At 39.3% G+C, this 19,330-nt stretch carries 13 protein-coding genes; 8 read left to right on the forward strand and 5 right to left on the reverse strand.

Annotated elements, in window-relative coordinates:
* Positions 1-47 precede the first annotated feature (47 nt).
* Both FFU37_RS08195 and FFU37_RS08200 read left to right on the forward strand, forming a co-directional pair.
* Positions 48-938 carry a TIGR01777 family oxidoreductase gene (locus FFU37_RS08195; RefSeq protein WP_138489226.1) on the forward strand — a complete coding sequence of 297 codons (891 nt, stop codon included), beginning with the start codon at positions 48-50 and terminating at the stop codon, positions 936-938.
* 155 nt (positions 939-1,093) lie between these two features.
* A complete protein-coding gene (locus FFU37_RS08200; RefSeq protein ID WP_138489227.1) occupies positions 1,094-2,257 on the forward strand; it encodes a GGDEF domain-containing protein in 1,164 nt (387 codons plus the stop codon).
* Positions 2,258-2,391: 134 nt separating this feature from the next.
* Here the strand turns inward: FFU37_RS08200 and FFU37_RS08205 are convergent, their stop codons facing one another.
* Positions 2,392-4,944, reverse strand: coding sequence for a glycoside hydrolase family 3 protein (locus tag FFU37_RS08205; protein WP_138489228.1), 2,553 nt, complete (start codon positions 4,942-4,944; stop codon positions 2,392-2,394).
* Positions 4,944-6,218 carry a sugar MFS transporter gene (locus tag FFU37_RS08210; protein ID WP_138489229.1) on the reverse strand — a complete coding sequence of 425 codons (1,275 nt, stop codon included), beginning with the start codon at positions 6,216-6,218 and terminating at the stop codon, positions 4,944-4,946. The genes FFU37_RS08205 and FFU37_RS08210 overlap by 1 nt, the downstream gene beginning before the upstream one ends.
* Before the next feature lie 268 nt (positions 6,219-6,486).
* Between FFU37_RS08210 and FFU37_RS08215 the strand changes: the two genes are divergently transcribed.
* The 3 genes from FFU37_RS08215 (at position 6,487) to FFU37_RS08225 (ending at position 10,249) form a co-directional block, all read left to right on the forward strand.
* A complete protein-coding gene (locus tag FFU37_RS08215) occupies positions 6,487-7,815 on the forward strand; it encodes a GH1 family beta-glucosidase (RefSeq protein ID WP_138489230.1) in 1,329 nt (442 codons plus the stop codon).
* Between the two features lie 44 nt (positions 7,816-7,859).
* Positions 7,860-9,182: a glycoside-pentoside-hexuronide (GPH):cation symporter gene (locus tag FFU37_RS08220; RefSeq protein ID WP_138489231.1), complete on the forward strand. Its 1,323-nt coding sequence runs from the start codon at positions 7,860-7,862 to the stop codon at positions 9,180-9,182.
* A 62-nt stretch (positions 9,183-9,244) separates the two neighbouring features.
* Entirely contained in the window at positions 9,245-10,249 is a 1,005-nt protein-coding gene (locus tag FFU37_RS08225; RefSeq protein WP_002959786.1) for a LacI family DNA-binding transcriptional regulator, read from the forward strand.
* A 64-nt stretch (positions 10,250-10,313) separates the two neighbouring features.
* Here FFU37_RS08225 and FFU37_RS08230 read toward each other — a convergent pair whose 3' ends face one another.
* On the reverse strand, positions 10,314-10,982 hold the full coding sequence (locus tag FFU37_RS08230) for a DUF2987 domain-containing protein (RefSeq protein ID WP_175413895.1): 669 nt from the start codon (positions 10,980-10,982) through the stop codon (positions 10,314-10,316).
* Complete coding sequence (locus FFU37_RS08235) at positions 10,975-11,781, reverse strand: glucosaminidase domain-containing protein (RefSeq protein WP_039488203.1); 807 nt, start codon at positions 11,779-11,781, stop codon at positions 10,975-10,977. The genes FFU37_RS08230 and FFU37_RS08235 overlap by 8 nt, the downstream gene beginning before the upstream one ends.
* A 248-nt stretch (positions 11,782-12,029) precedes the next feature.
* On the opposite strand from FFU37_RS08235, the gene FFU37_RS08240 reads away from it, so the two are divergent.
* Entirely contained in the window at positions 12,030-13,322 is a 1,293-nt protein-coding gene (locus FFU37_RS08240) for an anti-phage deoxyguanosine triphosphatase (RefSeq protein ID WP_138489232.1), read from the forward strand.
* Positions 13,323-13,406: 84 nt separating this feature from the next.
* Here FFU37_RS08240 and FFU37_RS08245 read toward each other — a convergent pair whose 3' ends face one another.
* A complete protein-coding gene (locus tag FFU37_RS08245) occupies positions 13,407-15,563 on the reverse strand; it encodes a prolyl oligopeptidase family serine peptidase (protein ID WP_138489233.1) in 2,157 nt (718 codons plus the stop codon).
* Positions 15,564-15,727: 164 nt separating this feature from the next.
* Between FFU37_RS08245 and FFU37_RS08250 the strand changes: the two genes are divergently transcribed.
* Positions 15,728-16,042 (forward strand): Mpo1-like protein, encoded by a 315-nt coding sequence (locus FFU37_RS08250; protein WP_138489234.1) that lies wholly within the window; start codon positions 15,728-15,730, stop codon positions 16,040-16,042.
* Positions 16,043-16,758: 716 nt separating this feature from the next.
* A complete protein-coding gene (locus FFU37_RS08255) occupies positions 16,759-19,329 on the forward strand; it encodes a TonB-dependent receptor plug domain-containing protein (protein ID WP_138489235.1) in 2,571 nt (856 codons plus the stop codon).
* The last annotated feature ends 1 nt before the right edge of the window (position 19,330 follow it).

Consider the following 19,330-nt stretch of genomic DNA (forward strand, 5'->3'; position numbering starts at 1 on the left):
GTATGTTTTTTTAATCACTTGCTTCTATTTTATTGTAAGGATGAATAATGCATATATTTATAACTGGCGCGACCGGATTAATTGGTAAGCACTTATGCCCTTTTTTACTTCATCATAATACTGTTACTGTACTTAGCCGAAATCCGACTAAAGCAAACGTATTATTAGGCCACAAAGTTAAAGCCGTAAGTGACATTAGTGATGTTGACTTTAACACTGTTGAAATCGTTATTAATCTCGCTGGCGAGCCGATTGTAAATAAACGCTGGAGCGACAAACAAAAGCAAATAATACGAAACAGTCGTATTGATATTACACAGCAAATTAGTGAAGCTATTAAAGCCTGTAGTACTGCTCCGCATACTTTTATATCTGGCAGTGCAATTGGTTTTTATGGTCGACAAAATAGTAATCCTATTGATGAAACTTTTGAAAGCCCACACGATGAATTTAGCCACCAGCTCTGTAAAGACTGGGAAAATGCAGCACTACTCGCCCAATCAGAACAAACCAGAGTATGCCTTTTGCGAACGGGTATTGTTTTAGCTAAAAAAGGAGGTGCACTTGGAAAAATGTTGCCTGCTTTTAAATTGTGTTTAGGCGGCCCGATTGGTAATGGCGAGCAAGGCATGTCGTGGATACACATAGACGATATGATTCAGCTAATACTCTTTATTATTAAACACCCAGAAATATCAGGCCCTGTTAACGCAACTGCACCCAAACCTGTAAGCAATGCTCAATTTAGTAAAAGCTTAGGCGAGGCGCTCTCTCGACCTGCATTTATCACTATGCCAACCCAAGTACTTACACTATTAATGGGTGAAATGTCAGAATTACTAACAACGGGGCAATTTGTAGTCCCTAAAAAGGCACTAATTCATAATTATCGTTTTCATCATCCTGATATAAAATCGGCTTTAGAGAGCTTGGTTTAGCGGGCGTTAATATTCGTTCAGTTAAAATCTTTTTCAAATTAGATACATGGGTAAATTACTACTTTTTACCCATATTGACCTTTAAACATTAATACATAATAATCAGCACGTTTTCCACGCCAACCACGCCTATCTTTAATAAAAGAGAATCTTAAATGCTACACCTGCCTACAGTGATCAGTCTCTCTTTTATTCTTAACGTATTAATAGGCTTGTTTTTTTTATCCGTACATAACTTTAAAAAACAAACATCATTTTTATTATTTGGCCTAGCGTGTATTACCTTTGCATTTGCCGAGTTACTTGCCTGTTTAAAGTTAGTAATAGACGCGCCTTTTATTACCCACTATTTGGCTGATATTTTTATATTACTAAGTCCATTGTTAATTATTATTGGGTTAAATAAATATAAGCACAGTAAGGCACTAAACTTAAAACCTCTGTATTGTCTCCTTGGAACAACGGGGGTTGCTTTATTACCCATATATTCAGACCCCGCAGGGCAAATGCTGACAAGCTTAATTATTTCGGTTTTATACCTATATTCCGCATATATTATTAAGCAGATGAACTTTGTAGCCACTTTGCAAAAAAAAGCGCTGATAGTTTGTTTTTCAATTCACAGCATTTTAATGCTTATACAAACAACACTGTTGGCAATATCTATTTTTAGTACTAATTCGCCAAACTACATAGAGCCACTGCAACTTATCTTAAGTAGTCATTTAATTTTAGCCACTTGTAGCGCACTAATATTGCCGTACCTGCTGGCTTCTAATACAGAGCATACACTTTCAAGCCTTGCTAACACCGATACTTTAAGCCAATTACTTAATCGCCGTGGCTTTTTTACAAAAAGTAAAGAAGCACTAAGTGATCCTAAAAATATAGACAAAAATGTGTCTGTTATTTTGCTCGATATTGACTTTTTTAAACGTGTAAACGATCAGTTTGGTCACGAAGCGGGCGACCAAGCAATTAAGTGGATATCTCACTTTATTAAAGAGCAATTTTTAAATGTAGGTATTAGTGCCAGAATTGGCGGAGAAGAATTTGCCATTTTACTACCTGATTACACACTTAGTGCAGCAAAACGTGATGCTGAGCTATTAAGAAAGAATATAAGCACTCAAGCTTTTTATCATGAAAATCAGCATATAAAACTTTCTGTAAGCGCTGGGGTAAGCAATGCAATTAATGGGAATGCAACTATAAAAGAGCTGCTCGCTTATGCCGATAAACGCCTTTACTTAGCTAAAGAAACAGGCCGAGACAAAGTAGTAACCTTTGATGAAAAAAGCTTACTCACGAAAAGTTAATTGCTTTTAAGTGACTTATAAGCGCATTAAAAACAACTATATTTACACTACCATATTTTATCTAGCTAACACCTATCCATAAAAAAAGCCCTTCATTAGAAGGGCTTTGGTATACACACAATAAAGTTAATAAACTACTTACAAGACAGCGTAGCCTCGTCCGCTTTATTTGGTACAAACTGAATATTAGCTACAGAAATTGATGCTTTACCATTGCTGTGTAAGCTAAATGGGCTTGTTAGGCTTGCAAAATTAACACCCTTATCAGCAAAACAACCTAAATCAATTGATACTGACTGCCATTTATTTTCAATAGTTTTATCCACGACGTTTGCTAAATCAATGCTTGCACCACACTCACCAGAACAAGTCATAGCAAGGGCTACATCGCTCGTTAGTGCTTCGTTTAATTTAATATCAAAGCTAATCACACTGTTTGCTTCAACGTAGGCAATGGTATCTTCTGCAAAGCTTGTTACTATTTCAGCACTGGCTTTTTCTGCACCGCTGAAGTTAAATTGGCGCGCGTCTTCTTGTACTGTTTTGTCCTCAGTACGGTATTTAATTGCACCAAATTCATGGGTACTACTCGATACATCTAAAAGCTCATCGCCCGATTTTAACAATAAGCGCCATGGTGCTACAGGTGCACCAACAAGTATATCCATACTCGTAAGCCCTGAGTTATCAAGTTTAGAGTCTTCATCAAGGTCGTCAGCTAGCACATTTTTATCGCCATACGTTAAACCAAAACCATAAGGAAGTAATGGATCGTAATTTTCATCACCTTTATTAACCGCAGTTTGTACCGCCGATTTAGGCCAAGAAAACGATAGCTTACCTTTAAAGTTATTTTGGATGGTGCCGTCTGCCGCTTTTAATAACACATCAGCAATACCCGCACCTTCTGTACCTGGTAACCAAGCAGCCACAAACGCATCAGATGCGTTAAGTTCGCTGTTCACCCACATAGGTCGACCTGAAATAAACACAGATACAACAGGAATGCCTTGCTCTTTTAGCGAGCTTAAAAGTGCTAATGACTTTTTATTTCCGCGCTCAAATTCAAGGTTATCTTTATCGCCGTGCCCTTCTGCGTAAGGTTCCTCACCAAATACGACAATGGCAACATCAGGACGTTGTTCAAATGAACCATCAGCACTTAAAGTAACACTTCCACCTGCTGCAGATATTTGCTCTTCAAGCCCTTTGTAAATTGACGTTGCTCCTGGGAAATCTGCATTTTTGTTATTGGTTCCCTGCCACGTAATACTCCAACCACCCGACTGTTTACCTATGTTATCGGCACCATCACCTGCAACAAGCACGCGTTGATTAGCTGCGATAGGTAATAGGTTATTTTTATTTTTAAGTAATACAAGCGATTCGCGCACAGCTTGGCGTGCTACTTCGCGATGCGCTTGCGCGCCAATAAGCTCTGTTTTACCCGAGTAAAGACGCTTAGCCGGACTTGGTTTATCAAATAACCCAGCGCGTAACTTTACGCGCAAAATACGTGCAACCGCATCATCAATGCGGCTCATACTTATTTTACCTGCATTTACTTGTGCAATTGTATTTTCATATAGCGGCTTCCACGCGCCTGTTGGCACCATAAAAATATCAAGGCCAGCATTTACCGCTTCTGGGCAGCTTTCGTTAGTACAGCCTTTAATTTGCCCATGGCCGTTCCAATCTCCCACTACAAAACCATCAAAACCCATACGTGTTTTTAATACATCTGTAAGTAAGTATTTATTGCCGTGATTTTTAACGCCATTCCAGCTATTAAAAGACGCCATAACAGATTGACTACCCGCCGACAAACCACCTACGTAACCTTGAGCATGAATATCAAATAGCGATTGCTCGCTGTCTATATTATTTCCCTGATCATCCCCATCAACAGTGCCGCCATCGCCAATAAAATGCTTAACCGTGCTAATAACGCGCTTATCACTTAAAAAGTCGCCATCGGCTTTACCTTGCAATCCATTTACAATCGCTGCTGAGTAATCGTGAACAATTTTTGGATCCTCAGAATAGCCTTCGTACGTTCTGCCCCATCGGTCGTCTCGTACTACTGCTACAGTGGGTGCAAATACCCAATCTATTCCCGTAGCCATTACTTCTACTGCGGTAATAGATGCTATTTGCTCTATTAAATCTGGGTTATTAGCTGCGCCTAAACCAATATTATGTGGAAAAAGTGTCGCGCCAATTACGTTATTATGACCATGTACTGCATCGGTGCCCCACATAGTTGGAATTTTGCTGCCATCCACTGAGTCATCAATAGATGCTTGATACATTTTTTCTGCAAGTGCAACCCAATCCTCTGGCGTTGCATGCTTATCGCCATTAGGAAAAGCACCACCGCCATTAAGGTAAGAGCCAAAACCATATTTACGCATGTCTTCAACGGTAATATCACGAATTTCTGGTTGAATCATTTGCGCTACTTTTTGCTCAAGCGTCATATTTTCTAAAAACGTGACAATTTGAGCTTCAATAGCAGGGTCTTTTTTCACTGCAATTGAAAGCTTTGGCCAAATTTTCTCAAGCTCTGATTGCGCTTCAACATTTACTTTTTCAACATTGCTTTCGTTAGTACATCCGCTTAGTGCAGTAACACTTCCTACTAACGTTGCAATTGCTAATGCATTAAGTTTAAAAGTCGTTTTCATTATGATGGCTCCTTCACTAATACTGGTTTGCTGCCTCGTAGGCCGTAAAAAACAATAAATATGTAACATAAAATAGGTAAAACATACGAAAGTTGGACACCCACACTATCAGCAAGTGCACCTTGTAAAAGTGGCACTATTGCACCACCTACAATCGCCAAACACAAAATACCAGAGCCTTGAGCGGTATGCTTACCAAGTCCATTTAACGCTAAACTAAAAATAGTGGGGAACATAATAGAATTGAATAAACCAACCAATAGGATTGACCACATTGCTAATTGACCCGACGTGCTCATGGCAATTATGACTAAAATAATAGCCATGGTTGCGTTAAAGCCAAGTACTTTACCAGCGGGTAGTTTTTGCATTACAGCAGCACCAATAAAACGCCCAACCATAGCACCACCAAAATAATAAGTGATGTAATGAGCTGCAACATTCTCTTTTAGCCCTGCTATATTTTCTTGTGCTAAAAAGCTTACTAAAAAGCTACCAATTGCCACTTCGGCGCCTACATACATAAATATACCCACAGCACCTAATACAAGATGGCGATACTGCCAAGCACTGCCTTCAATTGCTTCTGAGTTTTCGGCTTCTGCTTTTTGCTCGCTCATAATGTCTGGTAATTTAAGCCAAGCAAAAATACCGGCTAGTAAAATAAGCATTGCAGCTAAAAGGAGGTAAGGAAGTTGAACTGACTCTGCATTTTGAGCCGGTGTTAAAAAGGCTTCTGACGCTGAGTCTAGAATTAACAGAGCACCAAATGATGGCGCAACAGTGGTACCTAATGCATTAAAAGCTTGGGTAAGCGTAAGTCGAGACGACGCAGTTTTTGGTGAGCCCAACAAACTTACGTAAGGATTAGCAGATACTTGCAATAACGTTATGCCGCTGGCAAGTACAAATAAAGCGAATAAAAATACAGGGTAACTGTGTAAAGATGCTGCTGGGTAAAATAATATACACCCGACTGCTGCAATTAATAATCCAATCACAATGCCTTTTTTATAGCCCACCTTTTTAACTATATAACCACTTGGAAGTGACATTAAAAAGTAAGCGCCAAAAAAGCAAAACTGAACCAACATGGCTTGTACATACGTTAAGTTAAATACGGCTTTTAAGTGTGGGATTAAAATATCATTTAAGCAGGTTATAAATCCCCACATAAAAAACAATGTTGTTAAAGAAGTTAATGCAAAACTGTAATTTTTATCCTGATAGTTTTGCGACTGTGTGTGTGTTGTCACTGGTGCTGAACTTGCCATGTGTTCTCCGTATTTTATTATTATAAATCTATTCTTAAGCTGCCCTGTTTTAGTTTTCAGCTGTCTTTAAACCATCAAGAAGCATTAAAGAGTTGACCTAAGAATTAATAAACACTAACCTTAAATGTAAGCGCTTTCATATGCAATTAAATACGAACAAGCTGTATATTTCAACACTTTTTATTTTTTGTACCACGCATACAGCATTAATTAAGCAAAAACACAGAGCTGATTTCTCTGTAAATGACTAACAAAAGGTTTGTTATTAATGACAAAATTATCACTACCACCCCATTCACCCCTTTTATCTAAAAACTTTGTATACGGTGTGGCCACGGCTTCTTTTCAAATAGAAGGCGGATCACAAGATCGTCTCCCATGTATTTGGGACACTTTTTGCGATACGCCCAATAAAATAGTCGATAGCTCAGACGGTCATACCGCGTGCGATCACTATAACCTTTGGCGTGATGATATAGACCTTATTGAGTCCCTTGGCGTAGATGCTTACAGGCTTTCTATTTCATGGCCGCGCGTGATGACCCAAGACGCAAAGTTAAATCCTGTAGGCGTGAAGTTTTATACTGATATTTTAGATGAGCTAAAACGTCGCAATATTAAAGCCTTTGTTACTTTGTACCACTGGGATTTACCGCAACACCTTGAAGATGAAGGCGGTTGGCTTAACAGACAAACAGCTTACGCTTTTGAACATTACGTAAATTTAATTACTAAAGCCTTTGGCGATCGCGTTCACTCTTATGCCACATTGAATGAACCATTTTGTAGTGCGTTTTTAGGTTACGAAATTGGTATTCATGCCCCAGGTAAAGTGGGTAAAGAATATGGCCGTAAAGCAGCGCACCATTTATTATTAGCCCACGGACTCGCTATGAGCGTATTAAAGCAAAACTCGCCTAATACATTAAATGGCATAGTGCTTAACTTTACGCCGTGTTATAGCCTTACTCAAAGTGATGAAGACTTAAAAGCCACTGCATTTGCAGACGACTACCTTAATCAGTGGTATATCAAACCAATAATTGATGCCCAATATCCTGATATAATTAATCAATTACCATTAAACCATCAGCCTGAGATTCTTGAGGGCGATATGGAACTAATTTCTCAATCTATTGATTACTTAGGTATTAACTTTTATACCCGCCAAGTTTATAAAGCGCACCCTACTGACATTTATGAGCCTATTGCACCTACGGGCCCGCTAACTGATATGGGGTGGGAAATTTACCCGCAATCGTTCACTGACTTGCTTGTATCGCTTAATAAAACATACACCTTACCGCCTATTTATATAACCGAAAATGGTGCAGCAATGCCCGATACGTATAATAATGGTGAAGTTAACGACTTAGACCGTTTAAGTTATTATAATACTCATTTAAACGCGGTTCATAATGCAATTGAACAAGGTGTTGTTATACATGGCTACTTTGCTTGGAGCCTAATGGATAACTTTGAATGGGCAGAAGGCTATTTAAAACGTTTTGGTATTGTGTATGTAGATTATAAAACCCAGCAACGCACTATTAAAAACAGTGGCTTAGCTTATAAAGAACTCATCTCTAAAAGATAAGAGCATACCCATAACTAAAAAAGTATAAAGCGGGATAAATAATCATGGTCAGTGTAAAAGAAAAAATAGCGTATGGCTTAGGCGACACCGCCAGTAATATTATTTTTCAAACAGTTATGATGTTTTTAATGTTGTACTACACAGACGTAGTGGGTTTATCACCCGCTGTTGTCGGTACTATGTTTTTAGCAGTACGTATTTTTGATGCCGTAACCGACCCATTAATGGGCAACCTTGCTGACAAAACACATACGCGCTGGGGGCACTTTCGCCCCTACCTACTTTGGCTTTCGCTTCCTTTTGCCATTATTAGTATTTTAGCGTTCACTACGCCTGATTTAGAAGGCACCGATAAAATAATTTACGCCTTTACTACTTACACACTTCTTATGGTGGCTTACACCGCTATCAATATTCCTTATTGTGCACTGGGCGGTGTACTTACAGCAGATGTAAAAGAGCGCGTGACTATTCAGTCTTACCGCTTTGTATTTGGTATGCTAGGCGGCGTAATAGTAGCGGGTTGTACTATGCCAATGGTTGAGTACTTTGGCCAAGGCGATGCAGCTAAGGGCTATCAATACACCATGACTGCAATGAGCATTTTAGGCTTTGTACTGTTTTTACTTTGTTTTTTAGGCACAAAAGAGCGTATACAACAGCCAAAAGAGCAAAACATTCCTTTTGCCCAAAGTGTTAAAGCATTAATTAAAAACGATCAATGGCGAACACTTTGCTTAGCTGCGTTTTTTTTACTTACCGGTCAAGTATTAAGGCTTACGCTTGCTGTTTACTACGTAAAATACTATTTAGGTCGAGACGATTTAATCACCTTATTTATGACACTTGGCGTTGCAGCAAGCATGCTAGGGTGTGCTTTAGCTCAACCACTTGCAAAGCGATTTTGTAAAATAAAAGCCTATATAAGCTTACAAGTTATTGCTGCCGCTATTTGTGGTTTTAGCTACTTTATTAGTAAAGATCAATTAGTACTCGCATTTACTGCCTTTATTTTATGGAAGTTCTTTTTAGATATGGCAACCCCGTTGTTGTGGGCAAAAATGGCCGACACCATAGATTATGGGCATGAAAAAACAGGTGTACGCATTACGGGTTTAGTTTATTCAGGCGTTATATTTTTTATTAAAATGGGCGTGGCGGTAGGCGGCGCAATTGCAGGCTGGTTATTATCTTTTTACAGTTATCAGGCCGATGTAGTACAAACACTTGATACCCAACACGGTATTTTACTTTCATTCACTGTACTACCTGCTTTTGGCTCATTATTTGTTGCCTACATAATGAAAAAATATACACTGACTAATCAGGTTGTTGAAAATATTCAATCTAAACTAACAACTAGTTAAGATATATACTCTAAGGTATTATTTAGCCGAAGTAGTTAAGGATAAGCGAGTGAACAAATAACATGGCAACAATTTATCAAGTCTCAGAGCTTGCGGGCGTATCGTTAGCCACCGTTTCTCGCGTGATGAACAAAAATACCCGTGTAAGCGATAAAACCAAACAAAAAGTGCTTGATGCCATGGAGCAGCTTGGCTACAAGCCTAACTCAATAGCGCAATCTTTAGCCTCTAACTGTACTAACAGTGTCGGTATTTTAGTGTCTGAGTTACATGGTCCTTTCTTTGCCCAAATGATGGCAGGTATTGAGTCGGAGCTTCGAGCTGCGGGTAAACACGTTATTATTACCACCGGGCACAGTGAAGAAGACAAAGAACAAGAAGGCATTGAGTTTTTAATTAGCAGACGCTGCGATGCTATTATTTTGCACGTTGAAGCCGTCTCAGACGACTACCTAATAAAACTAAGTAAAGGCTCTACGCCCGTTTATTTAATGAGCCGTTACGTAGAGCAATTAAAAGATAACTGTATCAGTTTAGATAATCAATTAGGTGGCTACCTGGCCACTAAATCGATATTAAATCAAGGCCATACACAAATAGCGTACATTGCAGGTCCGCAGTTCAAAGCCGATGCTTTTAACCGCTTAGAGGGTCATAAACAAGCACTCACAGAGGCTGGTATTAAATTTGATCCTGCGCTTTATTACATTGGGGACTTTAACGAAACCGGTGGTAGTAAAGGCTTAAAACATTTTATTGATGAAAAGCTCAGCTTTACTGCACTAGTGTGCGCCAATGACGAAATGGCTTCCGGTGCTATGAAATATGCTCGAGAGCACGGTTATAATTTACCAAACGATTTATCGATTGTTGGATTTGATAACGTTATTTTTGCAAACTACCTGTACCCTACACTCACGACCATAGATAATCCGATCGGAAAAATGGGCGAAATGGCTGCTAAATTAGTGCTTAAAGATGTTTATCAAAATAAAAACCTTGTTATAAATCGCTTTTTTGAACCTACTTTAATGCAGCGCGATTCATCTGCACCACTTATCAAGTAAAAACTAAAAGCGAATACTAATTTTGGTACAAAAAAGCGGCTAAATGCCGCTTTTTATATGTGAGCTACTTAACAATCCAAGGTGTTACTTTAATAACGTTCGATATATCGCCAAGCACTGCGCTATCATCTTCCCAGTTATCTTCAACTGCAAAATAACACACTGACTTTTCACACGTTATGCTCTTATCATCAAATTGCATTGGGCTTTTAAATGTAACTGCTACGCCCTTTTGCTCTGGTAATAAAAACCACATTAATTTACTTACAAAAAAGCCCGATAAATCAGTTAACAGCTCATCAAGTTCTTCGTTAATGGTATATAACGACTGCTTTGAAAACGTTAAATCTTCAAGCTCGTTTGCTTCTATTTGAAGTTTTAATTGGCAATCATGATCTGGATTTTGTGGCTGCACCACGATAACAGCTTTATCTGTATCAAGTTGCTTATCGAACGGTAATAGTAATTGTGCTTTATCTGTAAAGTTAAGTGGGTACTCGTTTCTTTCAGTTAAAATAGTGCCGCTTTTAATGGCACACGCTTCGTTAGTTGCTATATCACTTATATAAAAATTAACTCGCGCATATTGAAAGTCGCCTTTGTTAACAACTTTTAATCGGTCATAAAAACCGTCATACGACATCACAAATTCTCTTGCATTAACATTAAATGCACTTATGCCCAGCAGCACTAACGCAATGGCGTTGGTGCAATTAAAAATGTATTTATTCATCAAAGTAGGCTCTATTTTGGCTAATCATCGTGTTTAGCTCTTCTATATACGCTTCACCGCGCTCAGAGTAAGACATTAAACCATGTGTAAGTTCAGTCGCTAAAATTGGTTTTTGCTCAAGACGTAAGTTTTCACGTATTGCGCGCAAATCTTTATAAGCAGGATGCGTATTTATGTTTTTAAAGTAAGAGTTTATAGCAGCTCTTACCGATTTAAACGCAGCAACTTCGTGTGCCGCTCCAGTATTACGGCGTTTTGGTACCATGCCACAACCTTTTGTGTAACACCACTGACCAAAAAAGTTAAGGCCAATACGTGCAAAACGCGATGTGCCCCACGCAGATTCATTCGCAGCTTGCATAAGCGCTAATTCTTTAGGAATTATATCAACACGGCGTAGTGCTTGCGTAAGTATTAGCGTATCAATGGTGGTTGGTAAGCCGTACGACTTTAATATTGCTGCAATATCTTTGCTTTGCTTTTTTTCTAAAGGTAATTCGTTTTGTAGCATCATGCGTGCTATTTCAAGCTTAGCGCGTTGCTGTAATATTTTTTTGTTTTCGGCTTCAACGTGCGGACGAATAAAGCTAAAAAATGCATGTTTTTTTTCTTTAACATCACTAAATTCTGAAAACTTTGGCAGTTTTACATTATGTAATGGTTTTTCTTTTTTCTTCACTTTTTTTGGTTGTTCTGACGTTTGTTCATCTAGCTCAACATCGTCACTTTGTATAAACGGGTAAGCAAGCGCCCATACAAAAAACACGGTTAGTAAAAGCTTAAAAATCGTTTTTAACATGTATTCTCTCTTTGAAACAACAACTATGCATGGTTAATACACAAGCATACGAAGGCGCATTATACCTAAGCCACTTTATAAACGCGAATAACTGGGGTTTGATGACCTTTTACGGTTGAATTTTCAGCAATGTATTTGGGTTTTAGATAAAACAGAGCCTATGTAGTGCATTTGTTCATTCGCAATTTATAAGTCCATGGGTATACTGAGCAAAGTTTAATAATATTAACTATGTGTGAGTAAGCAGTATGGATAAACAATGGCAAAGCCGAATAATAGAGCAATATAAACATCGCCCTAACGATAACCGCTCGCCGTGGCAGGTCGATCGTTCGCGCATTATTCATGCCGCTGCATTTAGGCGTTTGCAAGCTAAAACCCAAATTATGGGCATTGGCCTAAACGACTTTTACCGCACTCGCCTTACCCACTCTTTAGAAGTATCGCAAATTGGTACCGGCATATTGCGCCATTTAAAAGCGCAACATAGCGACTTTACGCACTTTCCATCAACTGGACTGCTCGAAACACTCTGTTTGGCGCACGATATTGGCCATCCGCCTTTTGGCCATGGTGGTGAAATAGCGCTAAATTACATGATGCGCGATCACGGTGGTTTTGAAGGTAACGCACAAACACTGCGCATAGTTGCAAAACTTGAGCCCTACAGTAATGGGCACGGCATGAACCTAACTCGTCGTACTTTATTAGGTTTTATAAAATACCCCGCGTTTATTAATACGCTTTGGCATACCATTCCCGATGCCACAACCGGTCGTGCATTTATAAAAGCAGATGATTGGCGACCTGCCAAAGGGTTATACAACGACGATGCAGCCATATTCAATTGGATAGTAGAACCACTGAGTCAAAACGATAAAACGTTGCTGGGTAACAATGCTGCTATTGATAAGTACCGCGCTAAAACAACGTATAAATCGCTCGACAGCGCCATAATGGAGCATGCCGACGATATAGCATACGCCGTACACGACTTAGAAGATGCCATTGCAACCCACGTACTCACATTAGACGATTGGCAAACTCATGCTCTGCCCCATTTAAAAACACTAAACTTTGACTGGCTAAACGCCATACTTGAATCGCTGACCCAGCGCTTGTTTTCAAAAAATGATTATGAGCGAAAAGATGCCATAGGTGAGCTGGTTAATACCTTTATTATTCATATACATTTGGATATTCAAAACGATAACTTTGAATGCCCTATTTTAAAGTACACCGCTAAATTAGATGCCCAATACGACAGTGTATTGCAAATACTTAAGCATTTTGTGTTTCAACGTTTAATACGCGACCCCGAAATGCAGCAAATAGAGTTCAAAGGTCAAAACTTACTAATAGAGTTATTTACCGCATTTGCTAGCGATCCGCTGCGTTTATTGCCCGAAACAACACAAGCACAATACATAGAAGCGCAAAAGCAAAACCAAGGGATGCGTATAATTTGCGATTATTTGAGCGGAATGACCGACGAGTACGCTTATAAAACATACCAACGATTGTTTTCACCTATGCAGTAGCTAACTGCTAACTGCTAACATTGAAAAGGCCGAGTAAATTTAATTTACTCGGCCTTTTTAGTTTTTATATTTAGTTGGAACGTTTTATAACGACTCTACGCCCATGTTGTATAACGTAAAACCAAATATATCAGCGTACTGCTCAATTGTTTTACTCGTTGGAGTACCTGCACCATGCCCCGCATTGGTTTCTATACGAATAAGCGTTGGATTATTACCCGTTTGCTTTGCTTGAAGCTCAGCGGCAAACTTAAACGAATGCGAAGGGACAACGCGGTCATCATGATCGCCAGTTGTGATCATAGTAGCTGGATACTCAACACCTGCTTTTACATTATGAAGTGGTGAATAACCTTTAATGTATTCAAACATTTCTTTGCTTTGCTCACTGGTACCGTAGTCGTATGCCCAACCAGCGCCCGCAGTAAATGTATGGTAGCGCAGCATATCAAGTACGCCTACAGCAGGTAGAGCCACTTGAAATAAGTCTGGGCGCTGCGTCATCACTGCGCCAACTAACAAACCACCATTAGATCCACCGCGAAGTGCTAAACGCTTTTTAGACGTGTACTTTTTATCTTTTAAGTACTCAGCTGCGGCAATAAAATCGTCAAACACATTTTGCTTTTGCAATTTAGTGCCTGCATTGTGCCAGTCTTTACCGTACTCACCACCACCGCGAATATTAGCAACGGCGTACACACCACCTTGCTCAAGCCATACTGCATTAACGGGGCTAAAGCTTGGCGTTAAACTAATATTAAAACCACCGTAACCGTATAAAATTGTAGGGTTTGAACCATCAAGCTTAATGCCTGTTTTATAGGTAATTACCATCGGTATTTTAGTACCGTCTTTTGATGTGTAAAACACCTGCTCAGACGTGTAATCATCACTATTAAAATCAATAGCCGACTTACGATAAACACCCGATTCACCCGTAGCTACATCAAACGTATAAGTAGTACCTGGTGTTTTGTAGTTAGTGAACGAATAATAAAGCGTTGTTTGATCTTTTTTACCGCCAAAACCACGTGCTGTACCCACGCCTGGCAATGTAATTTCGCGAATTAGCTCGCCTTTTTTGTTGTACTGTTTTACCTGCGAAATCGCGTCAACCATGTAGTTGGCAAAAAAGGTATCGCCGCCTTTTGTAAGGTTTAGTACGTTTTTGGTTTCAGGAATTAAATCAACCCAATTTTCTGGGCTTGGGTTGCTTGCATCAACCGTCACTACTTTTTTGTTTGGTGCATTAAGGTTAGTAACTAAAAACAGCTTGCTGCCTTCGTTATCAATAACTGATGTATCTGAATCAGTATTTCCCACAACCGTTACAAACTCACTGTTTTGCTTTGTTAAGTCTTTTATAAACAGCTTATTGCCTGAAGTAGACGTACTTGCTGAAATAAGTAAGTAGCGGCCGTCATGAGTTACATCAGCGCCTACATAGCGATGTTTTTGCGCATCAGTTTCACCAAATACAACACTATCTGCAGATTGTGCAGTACCTAGCTTATGGTAATACGCTTTATGCTGATCTGTTTTAGCCGAAAGCTCACTGCCTTTAGGTTTTTCGTAACTTGAATAATAAAAACCTTCGTTGCCTAACCACTCTATGCCACTAAATTTAACGTCAACAAGCGCTTCTTCAACTTGCTCTTTAGTATGTGCATCAATAACTATAATTTTTCGCCAATCGCTGCCACCTTCAGATATTTGATACGCGAGTAATGAGCCATCTTTTGAAAACGATAAACCCGACATAGACGTCGTACCATCTTCACTAAACTTGTTTGGATCTAAAAATACTTCAACGTCGCCGCCATCTTTACTGCGGTACAAAACATATTGATTTTGCAGACCATCGTTTTTATAAAAATAGGTGTAATCACCTTCAGTAAAAGGAGGGCCTATTTTTTCGTAATTCATTAGTTTTTCAAGGCGCTGCTTTAACTTATCGCGATAAGGAATTTGTTCTAAATAAGAAAACGTTAAATTGTTTTGCGTTTTAACCCAATCAGCAGTTTCGTCGCTCATATCATCTTCAAGCCAACGATATGGGTCACTAACGGTTTCTTCAAAGTAGGTATCTACTACATCGCCTTTTTTTGTTTCTGGGTATATAACTGCGTTAACTTGCTTCATAGGTGCTTTTACTTCTTCTTGAGTTACCGTATTAGTTGGCTCTGAACAGCCGCTAAGCGCTACAATTACAGCACACGCTAGAGTATGTTTAAACATCCCGAGTTCCATTCTTATTTATTAATAGTGCACCTAAGTTATTAACTTTTAGCCCTTTTGTCTATTTAGATGCGTTAAGCGCCATTTATCGCTGTAAACAAATGTAAACTTACGCTTTAATAGCACGACCCTCATTAAAATAAAAAACAATAAAAGAGCACACTATGCAAAGTACAAACCCCACGTTTAAAAGCTTTAAAGCTTTCTATCCTTATTATTTAAAAGAGCACCGCAACGTGACTTGCCGCCGCTTACATTTTATAGGAAGCACCCTTGTTCTTGCTGTAATCGCAATAGCATTATTAAGACAACACTACAGTTTATTGTGGCTATTACCTGTTATTGGATATGGGTTTGCGTGGGTCGGGCATTTCTTTTTTGAAAAAAACCGCCCTGCTACTTTTAAACATCCTTTTTACAGTTTGTGGGGAGATTGGGTAATGTTTAAAGACATACTTATTGGAAAAATTAAATTTTAACACTATTTCTAGCACTCTTTTTTATACCAATTACTTATAAAAACAAAATTACTTCATGCTTTAAAGTATAGGTTCTAATAAGTAGTACATAATTTATAATACACCCATTAAATGTTAATTTAGTTAACATTTAATGGGTGTATTTTTATTTTATATTTTTAAAAATATTTATAGCTCAACAGTTGTTTATCGCCAGCCCAATAAAAATGGCTTCCTACAAATAATTAGTTAAATCTACCAACCTCATCTTACCAGTTAATTAAACGTTAAATTTAATTTTTAAATATAATTCATTATCCATCAATTACTTAGCAATCACCTTCGCTATATAACTAAAACAATGGTCATTATAAAAAACAACCAAATATAATTATAAAAAACCTTAAATTAATTGAATGTTATTCAATTGACTGACTTTGTTAATTAAGTATATGTTCAAGGTAACAAAAAAGTTTATACCAATCCGCTTAATTAAGTGATCTATTTTGAGGATGGAAAAACGTGTTGATAGCTAGGCAAAAAATTCGCTATTTAGTTGTTCTCGGCAATTGCTCCTGCATTGCTCTACCTTCTGCATCCATGCAGTCGTAAATGAGAATTTTTTAACGCAGGTAACGGCACGTTTAGCCCCTAAAAATGATTAAGTATTATTGCGGGTTGGTATTAATCTTTTTGTGCAAAACTAAAATAATTCAATGGGTATGGGGAAATACAGCATGAATAGAAAACCGTTATTTAAATTACAGCAGTCGGTACCACAAATATTACTCGCCATGAGTGCATCAGCTGCGCTACTTGGTTCGCTCTCAGTAAATGCTGCAGAGCAAGACACCAAAGCAGAAGAAAACATCGAACAAATAAGCGTAATTGGCTCTCGCCGATTAGGCCGTACAGTAGAAGACAGTGCAGTACCCATCGATATAATTGGTGCAGATGCACTTAAAAACTCAGGCTTTACTGAAACGAATGCCCTACTTAGCAATTTATTACCTAGCTTTAACTTCCCGCAAGCATCACTTACTGATGGTAGTGACCATGTACGCCCTGCTCAACTTCGTGGTTTAGCACCCGATCACACTTTAGTGCTTGTTAATGGTAAACGCCGCCACAGTAATGCATTACTTAACTTAAATGGCTCAACGGGTCGTGGTTCATCATCAGTTGATTTAAATGCTATTCCAGCAAATGCTATCGACCGCATTGAAGTATTACGTGATGGTGCAGCAGCCCAATATGGCTCTGATGCTATAGCCGGTGTTATTAATATTGTGCTTAAAAGTGCCAGCAGCGGTGGCTCAGTGGCGGCTATATATGGTGCTAACGTAACCGAAATGGACGGTGTACCACAGCTTGAGTCTGTATCTGAAGGCAGTGATGGTAATTTAGCCTTTACCGAAGGGGGCGATCGCTCTTTAACAGACGGCCGAACACTAACGCTGCAAGGTAATATGGGTTTTGAACTTGGCGATAATGGCTTTTTAAACATTTCAACAGAATACCGCGACCGCCATTCAACTAACCGCTCTGACTACGATAATCGTGAAAACTACGCACGATTAGATGATGGCTCTCTCGATCCACGTGAACTTACCGTAAATCGATATAACCATAACTTTGGTAATGGCGATGTAGAAGACTTTTCAGTGTTTTATAACGCGGGGTATCAATTAACAAACGAAGTAGATTTATATTCGTTTGGCTCTTACAGCAAACGCGAAGGCGAAGGCGGTGGTTTTTATCGCCGTGCAAGCGATAGCCGTAATATAGAAGAAGTTTACCCTGATGGCTTTTTACCTGTTATCACCTCAGACATAGATGACTTTTCACTGGCACTTGGCGCTAAAGGTTTTGTAAGTGAATGGAATTACGATGTATCGGCTGTATATGGTCAAGATGCATTTGAGTTTGGTGTTATAAATAGCTTAAATACCTCATACGGCCCTACTAGCCAAACAAGCTTTGATGCAGGAACACTTACCTACGATCAACTTACTTTAAACGTTGATTTTAGCCGCGAAGTAGACGTCAGTTTTTTAGAAAGCTCGGTAAGTGTAGCTGTAGGTGCTGAGTATCGCCGCGAAGGATACCAAATAGATGCAGGCGAAGAAGCTTCATATGCACAAGGCACATTTGGCCCAGGAGGCGCAGTAACCGACCCTGTTGATGGCCCATTTGGCGCAGCGGGCGCACAAGTATTCCCAGGGTTTACACCCGAATCAGAGGGCGATAATAGCCGCCATAACGTGAGCTTGTATATAGACCTTGAAACCTACCTAACCGACGATTGGAATTTAGCGGTTGCCGCCCGTTATGAAGATTACTCAGACTTTGGCGATACACTTAACGGTAAAGTTGCGACTCGTTATTCATTAACTGAAGACTTAGCGCTGCGCGCCTCTGTATCAACTGGTTTTAGAGCACCTTCTTTGCAGCAACAATACTTTACCTCAGTAGCCACTGTATTTGTTGATGGCGAACCAACCGAAACAGGTACGTTCGCACCAAGCAGCGATGTAGCAAAAGCACTGGGCTCACCGGGTCTTGATGCTGAAGAAGCAACAAACTACGGCGTAGGTTTTACATGGTCTACCGACTTTAATTTCAGCTTATCGGTTGATTACTACCAAATATTAATTGATGACCGCATTGTGTTATCAAACAACTTATCGGGCGATGCTATTGCCGATTTACTTCAAGGCACAGGTGCTAACCAAGGTCGTTTCTTCTTAAATGCAATTGACAGTAAAACCCGTGGTGTGGATGTGGTTGCCTCTTATAATGTAGCAACTGATGGTTATGGCGATTTAGCCTTTAACCTAGGTTACAACTACGGTAAAAATGAAGTAACAAATATTATCGACCCACCAGCAGAGCTGCAAGGTGCAGGGTTTGATCAAGACAACTTGTTCTCAGGCACTGAACTGCGTCGTTTTGAAGTAAGCACACCGCGTAATAAGTACAACTTAAGCGCAACGTGGACTAACGACGACATACGTACAACGCTTAGAACAACACGTTACGGTGAAACTCAAGACCCTTCAGATATCCCAGAACGTAACGAAGTGCTTAAGCCTAAATGGATAACCGACTTAGATGTCGCCTACTCGCTTAGTGAAAACTTATCGCTGAGCTTAGGGGCTAATAACATTTTTGATGTTTACCCAGATGCAACCCGTGAAAATGTTGACGATGTAACCACCTTCTCTCGTTTATTTGCTTACTCTAGCTTCTCGCCGTATGGATTTAACGGACGCTACGTGTACGGCAAAATAGAAATGAAGTTCTAAT

The organism is Pseudoalteromonas distincta, from assembly GCF_005877035.1.
In the GTDB taxonomy this organism is placed as follows: Bacteria; Pseudomonadota; Gammaproteobacteria; order Enterobacterales; family Alteromonadaceae; genus Pseudoalteromonas; species Pseudoalteromonas distincta.